Source organism: Streptomyces sp. NBC_01006 (assembly GCF_045162725.1).
Taxonomy (GTDB): Bacteria; Actinomycetota; Actinomycetes; order Streptomycetales; family Streptomycetaceae; genus Streptomyces.
In genome coordinates this window covers 559,257-570,792 of sequence record NZ_CP108701.1, presented here as the reverse complement: position 1 = coordinate 570,792, position 11,536 = coordinate 559,257, and the positions used below count along the sequence as shown (strand labels likewise).

Below are 11,536 nucleotides of genomic sequence, written 5' to 3'. Positions count from 1 at the left end.
CGCTGCGCGCTTGGGAAGGGAACCGCTTCGCTGCGCTCATGGGCTCGGCTTCGCTGGCCAGTGCCGGCCCATCGGGCCGGAGTCCTGCGCTTCGCTCTGGACGGTTCGGGTCTCCGCTTCGCTCCGTCCCGAACGGCCCGCTGCGCGGGCCTAGGTGACCCCGTTTCACGGGGTCGGGGCCTTCGGCCCGTTGGGCGTCCGCTTCGCTCCCGCCTGTTCAGTCCTTCCGGCTTCGCCTCCAGGACCACAGCCCGCTTCGCGGGCGGCTGGCAGCAGCTGAGGTGATCCGGTCTATCAGGCGGTGGGCGATGTCGTGACCGTAGAAGTCGGCCAGGTCCACCGCGCTCATCCGCCCCGGGGGTTGCGGTCTCGGATCGGCCCCGTAGGCCAGCAGTATCGCCGTGAGCCGACTATCGATGGGGGTCCCCGACTGGAGTGCCGAGTCACCCTCCAGGTCAATGGCATGCTCCAGCAGGGTCATCCCCCAGCACACCTCGTTGACGTCCGCGCCTTCATCGAGGAGGCGGGTCAGCTCGGCATAGTCGCTGGACTCGACCGCCTGATGGGCGGGCGTCCAAGGATTCTCGACCACTGACGTCCTCCTTCGCTTCCCGCTGCTCGTCAGTCATGTGCTCGGACGCCGGCCATAGCATGATGCAGCATGTACCATTGGAGAAATAGCACCACACTCTCCAGGTGCATCGAGTGAGGTTTCGCGGATGCCTGTCTACGAATACTATCCGGATGAATTGGCGCGGATCTCTGTGGTCAGACAGGCCCACGGACTCGTCCTGGGCGAGGTGAAGGAACAGTGGCAGGCTGCCTGCGACCGCGAGGAACGCGCACTCGCCGGACCCCAGGAGCCACGCAAGCCGACCGCGCTGGACATTGCCTCGTGCCAGCGCATCGAATGGGCTCGCATCGTAGAGGTCATGGCGGAGCAGCAGATGTCCGTGTACTCCCCAGACCAGGACCGGCGAGTGGCCCGCCGGGAAGAACAGCGAGTACAGCGTATGGCTACAGAGGCGGCCTGGGCCGAACAGTCCGGTGGCGGCCTGCCGGTCGAGGTGCTGCGCCACCGCGTCTACCGGATCACAGCCCGACCCACTGCCGCTTCGGCAGGTGAACAGCCTCTGGTCCGGCACGTCTTCGCCGCCTCAGGCGGTGCGGCGGTCGAATACGCCCAGGCCATGTTCAGCTGGCCCGGCAGCACATACCAGGACGCCGAATACCGGATCACTTCCATCGAACAGGTCCTTCCCACACCGGGAGAATTCCTTTGATCCAGCTCCGCGAACACCAGGTCGACCAGAAGTCGAGTTTCCGCCAGTGGGTGGGATTCCCTGCAAGGTCATCTGTGCCCCCACAGGGGGCCCGGGGCACCATCGTGTCAGCGACCGGCTCGGGCAAGACGATCACGGCCGCCGCGAGCGCGATGGAGTGCTTCCCCGGCGGCCGGATCCTCGTCACGGTCCCCACCTTGGACCTGCTCGCCCAAACCGCCCAGGCATGGCGCCTGGTCGGCCACCGGGCCCCGATGGTCTCGGTGTGCTCGCTGGAGAACGACCCGGTGCTGAACAAACTCGGGGTCCGCACCACCACCAACCCCATCCAGCTCGCCCTGTGGGCCGGGGCCGGACCGGTGGTCGTGTTCGCCACGTACGCCTCCCTGGTGGACCGCGAGGACATCGACGCACCTAAGGGACAGCGGAAAGTCCGCGGGCCGCTGGAGGCCGCCCTGGCAGGTGGAGAGAGGCTGTACGGGCAGCAGATGACGGGCTTCGACCTCGCCATCGTCGACGAGGCCCACGGAACCGCCGGCGACCTCGGACGCCCCTGGGCCGCCATCCACGACAACACCCGGATCCCTGCAGACTTCCGGCTGTACTTGACCGCGACGCCGCGCATCCTGGCCGCGGCCGCGCCTCAGAAGGGCGCGGCCGGGCAGGAGGCGGAGATCGCGAGCATGGCCGATGACCCAGACGGAACGTACGGCGCCTGGCTGGCTGAGCTGGGCCTGTCGGAGGCGATCGAGCGGGGGATCCTCGCCGGATTCGAAATCGACGTCCTGGAGATCCGCGACCCCTCCCCCGTCCTCGGCGAGTCCGAGGAGGCACGGCGGGGCCGGCGCCTGGCGCTCCTGCAGGCCGCACTCCTGGAGCACGCCGCGGCCTACAACCTGCGCACCGTCATGACGTTCCACCAGAAGGTGGAGGAGGCGGCCGCGTTCGCGGACAAGCTGCCGCAGACGGCAGCCGAGCTGTACGTCACCGACGCCTCCGACACCGACCTGGCGGCCGCGGAGCAGCTGCCGAAGTCATCGATCGACGCGGAGTTCTACGAGCTGGACGCAGGCCGCCACGTACCGCCGGACCGGGTCTGGTCGGCGTGGCTGTGCGGCGACCACCTCGTCACCGAGCGCCGCGAGGTCCTGCGGCAGTTCGCCAACGGCATCGACGCGAACAACCGGCGCGTACACCGCGCGTTCCTCGCATCCGTCCGTGTCCTGGGGGAGGGCGTCGACATCACCGGCGAGCGCGGCGTCGAAGCGATCTGCTTCGCCGACACCCGCGGCTCGCAAGTCGAGATCGTCCAGAACATCGGCCGGGCCCTGCGGCTCAATAAGGACGGCTCCACCAAGGTCGCGCGGATCATCGTGCCCGTCTTCCTGGAGCCGAACGAGGACCCGACCGACATGGTGGCCTCCGCGAGCTTCCGCCCTCTTGTAGCGGTCCTCCAGGGCCTGCGCTGTCATGACGACCGCCTCGTCGAGCAGCTCGCCTCCAGCGCCCTCACGAGCGGGAAGCGCAAGCTGCACGTCCGGCGCGACGAGGACGGGCGGGGCATCGGGGCCGGCGGCGAAGGTGACGGCGAGGACCAGGAGGACGGCACCGACGCGGCGGCCGAGTCGGCGCTGCTGCACTTCTCCTCGCCCCGGGACGCCGCCACGATCGCCGCGTTCCTGCGCACCCGCGTCTACCGGCCCGAGTCGCTGGTGTGGCTGGAGGGCTACCAGGCACTGATCCGATGGCGGGCCGAGAACGAGATCGTCGGCCTGCACGCCGTCCCGTACGACGTCGAGGTCGAGGTCGGCGTCACCAAGGCGTTCCCGCTGGGGCGGTGGGTGCACCAGCAGCGCAAGGCCCTGCGCACCGGGGAACTCGAAGACCGGCGCAAGAAGCTGCTGGACGCGCCGGAGGCGGGGATGGTCTGGGAGCCCGGTGAGGAGGCCTGGGAGGCCAAGCTCGCCGTGCTCCGGTCCTACCGGCGAGCCACAGGGCACCTGGCGCCTCGGCAGGACGCGGTGTGGGGCGAGGACGACGAGATGGTTCCCATCGGCCAGTACATGGCCAACCTCCGGCGCAAGGGAGTCAAGAGCGGGCTCGGGAAGGACGAGGACACCGCGGCGACCCGGGGCGCGCAGCTCGCCGCGGTCGACAAGGACTGGAACTGCCCCTGGCCACTGGACTGGCAGCGCCACCACCGCGTCCTGGCCGACTTGGTCGACGCCGACGGACAGCTGCCCGACATCGCGCCCGGCGTGCTCATGGACGGCGACGACATCGGCCGGTGGCTTCAGCAGCAGAAGCAGCCGGCCACCTGGGCGCGGCTCCTGCCCGAGCAGCAGGAGCGGCTGATCGCACTGGGCGTAGAACCCGCCCAGGCGCCGCCTCCGGCCCCGGCGGCCAGCCGCACGTCGAAGGGGCCGAGCAAGGCGCAGCAGGCGTTCCAACGGGGCCTGGCAGCCCTCGCGCAGTGGATCGAGCGGGAAGGCGCCCACCGGCCGGTGCCCCGTGCCCACGGCGAGGAGATCGCCGTCCAGGGCGAGGCGGAACCGGTGACCGTGAAGCTCGGCGTATGGATCACCAACACCAAAACCCGACGCGACAAACTCACCCAGGAACAGCTGAACGCACTACGGAAACTGGGCATGGACTGGGCACAGTAGCGAGTCGCACCCTGCCGGAAATCCGCGGGAAAAGGCACCTCAGGCTCAGCCGAGAACGCCCCCCGCTCGTCTCCGGCGGGACCTTCGCGCTGCTCCGCTCGCCGCAGCCGCCCCCCAGAGCGACGGCTGCGGCAAAGCCGTGGACGCGACCACCTGGGACCTCATCATATAGGGCCTGACCTGCGTATTTACCCTCAAAGACCTAGGATTGGCATACAACGGCGACGGCGTGGAAGCAGCTTCGGCTGCTTCGGCGACATCCGCTCACACACATGCTCAGGACGGCCCAGGGAGGGTGCTTCATGACCGAGTCCGGCGACCCCGGTGAGCCCGCGAACGTGAATGAGTACAGCGCCAGTCACATCCAGGTACTCGAGGGCCGCGAGGCGATACGCAGGCGCCCCGGCATGTACATCGGCTCGACCGGCGAGCGCGGCCTGCATCAACTGGTCTACGAGGTCGTCACGTACGCCGTCGACGAGCACCTTGCCGGCCACGCCGACACCATCGACGTCACGATCACCGCGGAGGGCGGCATTCGTGTCTCGGACAATGGGCGGGGCCTGCCCGTCAAGATGGAGGAACCCACCGGCAAGTCGGGGGTCGAACGCGAACTGACAGAGCTCTCCTTCGGCTCCAAGCCCCACGCCGGCTACGCGATCTCCGGTGGCATCAATGGCCTGGGCCTTTGCGTGGTCAACGCGCTGTCGAGCCGCCTGACGGTCGAGGTCCGCCGGGACGGCCACCGGTGGACCCAGGCATACGAGAAGGGCACCCCGGTCACCCCGCTGACGAGAAAGGAGGAGACGGATACGCACGGCACCGCGATCGCGTTCTGGCCCGACGCCGACATCTTCGAGACCACCCGCTACTCGTTCGCCATGCTGTCCGAACGCCTCCAGGAACTGGCCTTCCTCAACGAGGGCCTGGCCATCTCACTCACTGACGAGCGACCGGAGCGACCGGTCCGCTACCACCACACGGACGGCCTGCGGGCCTACGTCGCCCACCTCAACCCCTACCCCCCGAGGCTCGTTCATTCGCCCGCCATCGCCTTCGAGTCGGAGAATCAGGATGCGACGATCTCCGTGCAGGTCGCTATGCAGTGGAACACCTGGTCCACGGGAAACCTCCACTCCTTCGCGAACAGCACTCGCACCCATGAGGGCGGCACACACGAACACGGCCTCCAAACCGCGCTCACTGCGATCGTCAACGACCACGCGCGCCGACAGCACCTGCTCTCCCCGGACGACGAGGACATCACAGCCGAAGCCGTCCAGCAGGGACTGACCGCGGTCGTCTCCGTGAAACTCGCCCATCCCACCTTCGAAGGCGCCACCAGAACCAGACTCAGCAATCCCGAAGCAGACGCCTACGTCCAAGCCGTCGTCCGCGAACACCTGACCGACTGGCTCGACCACCACCCGAACGAAGCCGCAGCCATCACCCGCCACATCCTCAACACCTCCACCTGACGAGGGAAGGTGTGAACAGGCACGCCCATGACAGCTGACCACCTTCGCGATTGACCCCCGAGGGCAGCAGCTCGGTCAACCCGCGTCAGCCGTGACCACTACCGCTGCGCAACGTGAGCAGAGACAACCGTCCCATCGTGGCTGACGCTCATCCGGTAACACCGCCTCACCCATTCACAGCGTGGGAGGGTGTGACGGCCACGCTGATGTCGCGTCGGCGGCCCGCGTCCGAGGTGCCCGCGGGGCCGAGCGCGAAGTAGGCGGTGGTCGAGATGACGAGCCCTGCCGAAGTGGCCGCGCGCTCCCTCGCTTGCGCTCTGACCTGCGGTTTCCACTCGGCCTCCGTCTCCTGCTCCAGAGCGGCCTGGAGGCGCTTCTGCGGCATCTTCGTGACTCCGGAGAGGTAGCGGTCCACCGTCTTGCGGGAGACGCCCAGACGCTCCGCCAGGAACTTTTAGGAGCCGCCCTCGCGCGTGCGAAGGAATTTCATCCGGGCTCGCGCCGATTTCGGCGCGGGACGGGTGAACAGGTTGCGCTCCGCGCGCATCAGGCTGTCGAGGATCCTGCCTCGCAGGGTTGGCGCTGCGGGGTTTGGTCGTTGCTCATGTCGGTATGAAAAGCGACCTGGCCTGTGGATGCGGACTGACGAGGCGACAGCCCGCTGTCCCCCTGGCGCTGTCGGAGAGGGGGCTCGTTGGCCCAGATCGCCTATGGGTAACCGAAAGGACGGCACACGCCACCGCGATTACCTGGAGGCAATCGGCGGAGAGCGCCTCTCCCGCTGGCTGCCTCTACCCCTACTGCCGAGGGTTCAAGTCCCTACTGGACGACCATATTGGGTGACATTGATGTCCCCATCGCCAACCGTCTGCGAGGTCCGTAGAGTGCGGACGGGCCGCCCCAGGTCGAGTGGGGCGGCCCGTCTTGTTGGTTGTGTGTTCAGTGGAAATCGGTCTCTTAGAGGGCGCCGCGCGGCGGCTTGAGGCTGCTGAACGTCGCTCCCGCAACCAGGACCGCGACGCCCGCCAGGAGGGCGGGCAAGCTGGTTGCGGGGTGCAGGATGACAGCCCACGGCTGCGCTCCGCGGCCGCCGCTCTTCCATCCTCCGACGGCCAGGACCAGGGGTATAGCGGTGAGGACTGGGGCTGCGATCCGGGCGCCGGTGATGGGGTTGAGTAGGAGCGCCAGGCCGAGGTAGAAGGCGGTATTCCGGCCGATGGCCAGGGCCACTGGCGCAGCGCCCGCGAAGTGTCCGAGGGCGGCCATGCCTAGGGCGGCAAGGGCGCAGGCAGCGGCGAGGGAGGTATCGAAGCGGTGGACGGGCCGTACGGCGACGGTTTCAGCGGCACCCCGGGCGCGGCCGGTGAAGGAGAGCCAAGTCACAGCGGGGATGACGGTGATCAGCGCTGCGAGAAGGAAGTGTCCGGCACCGCCGACCATTGCGGGTACGGGGATGCGGCTCTGTCCGAATGCCAGGCCGGCGCCGGCCGTCACGGCGGTGATGGCGGCGAGGGTGGGGACGTTACGGGATGCGGCCCACCAGTTCACCGGCCTGCTCCTTCAGGGTTGAGGGTCGGTTTCTGGTCGCAGCCCGTGAGCGCGGCCCGGTTCGTTTCGTACCAGGCGTGCTGACGGTCGGAGGGCAGCGTGAGGACCTTCTGGGCGAGTTTCGCGTCGTCGGGGGAGACGCGGCCCTGGACCGGCGCCGGGGGAGCTTGGGTGGCGATGGCGGTCAGCCATGCGGTGAGCGGTCCGCGGGCGGGGAACGCCGGGTACGTGTGGCTGGTTCGGGCGCATTCGGGGATGGGGGGCAGGAGGGTGTTGGTGAGGTTGGCGGCGATGCCCTGCTCGCGGACCTGCCCTTTGCCTCCGAAACCGGCCTGCCCGGGCTTGAGGTCACGGTTTTGGGTGAGGGAGGAGAGCACGGGAAGCCCGGCGTCCTTCAGGCGGCCGCTGTAAGTGCGGGTGGTCGCCACGATCCGGGAGCGTCCGGGGGTCTCGGGCCACAAGCATACTTCCGGGACGCCGGCGGTGTCGCAGATCAGAGCGTCGGGGTTCCGGTCGGTGACCGGGTCGTAGCCCATGTCCACGACCAGGAACACCGAGGCCACGGACGCGGCGACAAGGGCGGCCAGAGGCTTCCAGCGGTCGGCCTGGGCGATCGCGAGGAGGCACGCGGTAATGATTCCGCAGGTGAACAGGAGCGGCGCCCACACGGCCACAGGGTCGATGACCGATCCGACCGAGCAGCAGCTGTCGTAGGCGCCGGCAACCAGATGGCGGGGCCACGGGGTGTCCCAGGATCCGGGGAACGCGGTCAGGCAGAACCCGGCGACCATCGCCAACGGTGCGGCCGCAAGGTGCGGGAGACGGCCGCCCAGGAGGTATCCGGCCAGCGTGGCGGCCGCCATCAGCAGCGCGTACACCACGAACATGCCCAGGTGGGAGAAAGACGGGAGCGTTCCTGCGGCCGAGACCGCGACACCGACCGCGATGAGCATCCCGACCACGCCCATGGCCCAAACGGGGACCAGCAGCGGCAGTGCGATGGCGAGCCGGCTGCGGGAAGGAGTCTGCCCGAAGACGTTGCCCCGGCGCAGGCGTGCGCTTTCCCACGCTCCGCTCGCCGCGCACGCCGCCGCGGCGAACGGGATCGTGTAGGAGGCGTGGCCGAGGACGGACGGCCCGTAACCAGGGACGGTGCCCGTGGTTATCGGTTCCGACAGGAGCAGCAGGACATAGCCGGCGAGGAAGACAAGCATGAGTCCGGCGGAGGATGACCGCAGGAGAGTGGCGATACGCATCGGTCAGATCTCCCGTCCGACGAGCATCAAGTAGGCGGCTTCGGCCTGCTCGCGTCCGCGTGTGGCGGCCGGTGCCAGGGCGTGAAAGTCGCCGGGGCTGCCCTGGAAGCGGATCTTGCCGTGGGCGAGGACGGCCACGTGCGTATACAGGTCGGCGAGGTCTTCGGTCTGGTGCGTGGAGACGATCACCTGCACGCTGCCGGCGAGGTCGGCCACCAGCTCACGGAACACCAGGCGCTGCGTGGGGTCGAGGCCGGCGGTCGGCTCGTCCATCAAGATCAGCTCACTGCGGTGGGTCAAGGCCCCCGCGATGCCCATGCGGCGGAGCTGCCCGCCGGACACCTGGTGGCTTTTACGGTCCGCGAGGCGGGTGAGGTCGACGCGGCGCAGGGCCTCCTCGGATGCTTTCCACGCCACGTCTTTCGGCATGCCCTTGAGCCATCCCGCGTAGGCGACCTGTTCTCGTACGGTCAGCCCGGGCATGGGGGTGATCTGCTGGGGGATCCACGCCACGCTTTTGCGGTAGGTGGCCAGATGGCGTCCCTTTGCCGCGCCTCCGTTGAAGGTGACCGACCCGGAAGAGGGGGGCAGGTGGGAGGCGGCGAGGGCCATCAGTGTGGACTTGCCAGCTCCGTTCGGGCCGAGGAGGACCGTTGCCCGCGCATCAATCCGGAGACTGAATTCATTGAAGACGGGGGTCTTCCGCCCGTACTGGAACGAAACATGATCAAAAATCAGAGGCATGGAGGAACGCACAATCCGCCACCCCACCGCCAGTGGGATGGCTTTGGTTGTGGGACAGTGGACAGGCGAGGGTCCCGGTGCTGAATCCACCGGGACCCTCGTACTACTTGTTCAACAACCGTACTACCAGGCGACCTTCACGTAGTCGACGGAGATGAACGAGCCGTGGGACACGTCCGTCAGCGCGAAGTAGTAGTTGCCCGCGTCGTTCGGGTCGCCATAGTCGACCCACCCGCAGTAGTTCGTACGGGTCCCCTTGGAACGGTCCGGAGCGGAAGAGATGTCCTTCCATAACTGCAGCCCGGCATAGTTGAACCCGCCACCGCCGTCCGCGTAGCAGCCCGAGAAGTAGATACCCGTGTAGTCCCCGGTGTCGTTGTTGTCCCACCAGCGGCGCGACTCGTTACCTGCCCGCCACGAGTTGATGGACGACTCGAACTGACCCTCCGCCGTCACACCGGCGTGCGCCGGAATCACCGACACCGCACCCAGCAGCGCGGCACCGGCCATCGCCCCGGCCCACGACTTCAAACCGATCTTCACTCGATCCCTCTTCCGTGTTTCTGGCACCGCCTCTACCGGGCGGCGCCCTCGCGGGTCGGAAGTCCGACCCCTGATTCGGCTAGCGACTACCAGGCGACCTTGACGTAGTCGATGTTGATGTAGTCGCCGTTACCGACGTCCGTCACTGCGAAGTAGTAGTTACCTGCGTCGTTCGGATCGCCGTAGTCGACCCACCCGCAGTAGTTGTTCCGGGTGCCCTTGCTCCGGTCCGGGGCGCTGGAGATGTCCTTCCACAGGGTCAGCGACGCGTAGTCGTAGCCCCGGTTGTCGTCATCCGACCGGCATCCCTGGAAGTAGATGCCGGTGTAGTCCCCGGTGTCGTTGTTGTCCCACCAGCGGCGGGACTCCGTCGGAGCCGTCCACCACGAGATGTGGGACTCAAACTGGCCTTCCGCGGTGACGCCTGCATTTGCCGGCGTGATGCCGCCGATCCCGAGGAGCGCGACACCTGCCATCAGGCCGGCCGCCTTCTTACGCCGTGTACTCATCGTTTTCCCCTTCCCCTGTTCGCTGGCCCCTGTGTGAGGGCATGACGGAGGGAGGAAACGTTGTGCGAGGCCTCCCCCCTGAGGCGAACCGAACGCTAACCGCGGAACACCCCATTCTGCGAAAAATTGTTCGAGTATGGCTTAAATGCACACCCGCCCCTACCTCCGCTCAGGACAGGCCACATCTACAGACCACTCCTCATTCCGCCCCACCCAACCCGCCGCAGCTTTGGCCGAGACCCATCACCTCCAGAAGCGCGTCCACGCACCGCCGCCGAGACCCAAGCCCCTGAGAAAATGGCCGACTTCAGCGAGAAAGGGCAGGGCAAGTACCCAGCGAGAGCACGAGCCTGGAGCGAGGTGGTGTCCTTCCTCGGCTCACACGGGCGGGCGCGCTCTCACCATCCTGCCGCAGGAAGGGCTCGGGAAAGCGCTCTGGATCTACAACACCTTCCAGGACTCCTGGAGTCAGGGGAATGAGGTGCCGCGCAGGGTGGGTGCACCCAATGGGATCCGACGTGTCGTGGGAGGAGGCCCACCAGCAGCGGCAGGCGGAAGCCGAGACCGCACTGCGCGAGGCCAACCTCGCCAACGGTTCGTCGCAGTACTCAGAGGCCGTCTGGTTCGCGTAGTTCGCGGGTGACTATGGTTTATGCGTCTCGCCAGGTTGGGGTGGTTTCGCCGGTTGCGCGTTTGGCGAGGGTGGAGATCGCGGCGAGGCGGATCATGCTTTCGGAGTGTTCGGGTTTGGTCTCATAGTCGCGGGCGAGTCGGCGGTGCATCATGATCCAGCCCAGGCTTCGTTCAACCACCCACCGGCGCGGTAGTACAGAGAAGCCCTTGGTCTGGGTGTTTCGGGGGACGATGTCGACGTCGATGCCGAGTCTGGCGCCGTGTTCGACAGCCTGGTTCTTGTAGCCGGTGTCGGCCCAGACTTTGGTGATCGCGGGATGGGCGGCGGCGGTGCGGGTCAGGAGCTGTTTGCCGGCCTCGTTGTCGGAGACGCTGGCCGCGGTGACCATGACCAGCAGTAACAGGCCGAGGGTGTCGACGGTGATGCTGCGTTTGCGGCCGACGATCTTTTTGCCGGCGTCGATGCCCTGTGTGCTGGTGGGGACGGTGTGGGCGGTTTTGATGGACTGTGAGTCGATGACGCAGGCGGTCGGTTCGGGGTCGCGGCCTTCCTTTTCGCGGACCAGGCGGTGCAGGCGGATGCCGAGTTGTTCGATGGTGCCGTCGGCGGTCCAGGCGGTGAAGTAGGAGAAGACGGTGGTGTGGGCGGGGAAGTCGTGCGGCATGTAGCGCCAGGCGATGCCGGTGCGGTTGACGTAGAGGATCGCGTTCATGACTTCTCGCAGGTCGGCGGCCTTGCGCCCGATGTTGAGGGAGGTCTTCTGCCGCTCGGCCCGCCAGGCGGTCAGGACGGGTTCGATCAGGGCCCAGCGGGCGTCGGACAGGTCGGAGGGGTACGGCTTGCGGGCCGGCTGTGCAGTCATGACGCTACTGATA

The 11,536-nt window shown here is 67.6% G+C and carries 12 protein-coding genes and 1 pseudogene; 5 read left to right on the top strand and 8 right to left on the bottom strand.

The window, feature by feature from the left end; all coding sequences use genetic code 11:
- Positions 1-217 precede the first annotated feature (217 nt).
- Positions 218-592, bottom strand: coding sequence for an ankyrin repeat domain-containing protein (locus OG509_RS42195; RefSeq protein ID WP_331741575.1), 375 nt, complete (start codon positions 590-592; stop codon positions 218-220).
- Positions 593-719: 127 nt separating this feature from the next.
- Here OG509_RS42195 and OG509_RS42190 point away from each other — a divergent pair, with 127 nt between their 5' ends.
- The 4 genes and pseudogenes from OG509_RS42190 (at position 720) to OG509_RS42175 (ending at position 5,427) form a co-directional block, all read left to right on the top strand.
- Positions 720-1,283, top strand: coding sequence for a hypothetical protein (locus OG509_RS42190; protein WP_331741578.1), 564 nt, complete (start codon positions 720-722; stop codon positions 1,281-1,283).
- Complete coding sequence (locus OG509_RS42185) at positions 1,280-3,949, top strand: Helicase associated domain protein (RefSeq protein ID WP_331742739.1); 2,670 nt, start codon at positions 1,280-1,282, stop codon at positions 3,947-3,949. Before OG509_RS42190 ends, OG509_RS42185 begins: the two co-directional genes overlap by 4 nt.
- A 302-nt stretch (positions 3,950-4,251) precedes the next feature.
- Positions 4,252-4,779: pseudogene (locus tag OG509_RS42180) on the top strand (ATP-binding protein); the annotation flags it as partial.
- Between the two features lie 51 nt (positions 4,780-4,830).
- The gene (locus OG509_RS42175; protein ID WP_406187937.1) at positions 4,831-5,427 is read left to right on the top strand and encodes a hypothetical protein; all 597 of its coding nucleotides are present in this window, start codon (positions 4,831-4,833) and stop codon (positions 5,425-5,427) included.
- 166 nt (positions 5,428-5,593) lie between these two features.
- Here the strand turns inward: OG509_RS42175 and OG509_RS42170 are convergent, their stop codons facing one another.
- The 6 genes from OG509_RS42170 to OG509_RS42145 all read right to left on the bottom strand — a co-directional run bounded on the left by OG509_RS42170 (position 5,594) and on the right by OG509_RS42145 (position 10,027).
- Positions 5,594-5,812: a hypothetical protein gene (locus OG509_RS42170; protein ID WP_331742735.1), complete on the bottom strand. Its 219-nt coding sequence runs from the start codon at positions 5,810-5,812 to the stop codon at positions 5,594-5,596.
- A 572-nt stretch (positions 5,813-6,384) separates the two neighbouring features.
- Entirely contained in the window at positions 6,385-6,975 is a 591-nt protein-coding gene (locus tag OG509_RS42165; protein ID WP_331742733.1) for a hypothetical protein, read from the bottom strand.
- Positions 6,972-8,231 (bottom strand): hypothetical protein, encoded by a 1,260-nt coding sequence (locus OG509_RS42160; RefSeq protein WP_331742731.1) that lies wholly within the window; start codon positions 8,229-8,231, stop codon positions 6,972-6,974. The genes OG509_RS42165 and OG509_RS42160 overlap by 4 nt, the downstream gene beginning before the upstream one ends.
- A 3-nt stretch (positions 8,232-8,234) precedes the next feature.
- A complete protein-coding gene (locus tag OG509_RS42155; RefSeq protein WP_331742729.1) occupies positions 8,235-8,975 on the bottom strand; it encodes an ATP-binding cassette domain-containing protein in 741 nt (246 codons plus the stop codon).
- A gap of 123 nt (positions 8,976-9,098) precedes the next feature.
- Complete coding sequence (locus OG509_RS42150) at positions 9,099-9,518, bottom strand: hypothetical protein (protein ID WP_331736518.1); 420 nt, start codon at positions 9,516-9,518, stop codon at positions 9,099-9,101.
- An 86-nt stretch (positions 9,519-9,604) separates the two neighbouring features.
- Complete coding sequence (locus OG509_RS42145; protein WP_331736983.1) at positions 9,605-10,027, bottom strand: hypothetical protein; 423 nt, start codon at positions 10,025-10,027, stop codon at positions 9,605-9,607.
- Positions 10,028-10,533: 506 nt separating this feature from the next.
- Between OG509_RS42145 and OG509_RS42140 the strand changes: the two genes are divergently transcribed.
- On the top strand, positions 10,534-10,659 hold the full coding sequence (locus OG509_RS42140; RefSeq protein WP_331742727.1) for a hypothetical protein: 126 nt from the start codon (positions 10,534-10,536) through the stop codon (positions 10,657-10,659).
- 18 nt (positions 10,660-10,677) lie between these two features.
- On the opposite strand, the gene OG509_RS42135 is transcribed toward OG509_RS42140, so the two are convergent.
- Positions 10,678-11,523 carry an IS5 family transposase gene (locus tag OG509_RS42135; protein WP_331742725.1) on the bottom strand — a complete coding sequence of 282 codons (846 nt, stop codon included), beginning with the start codon at positions 11,521-11,523 and terminating at the stop codon, positions 10,678-10,680.
- Positions 11,524-11,536: the final 13 nt, after the last annotated feature.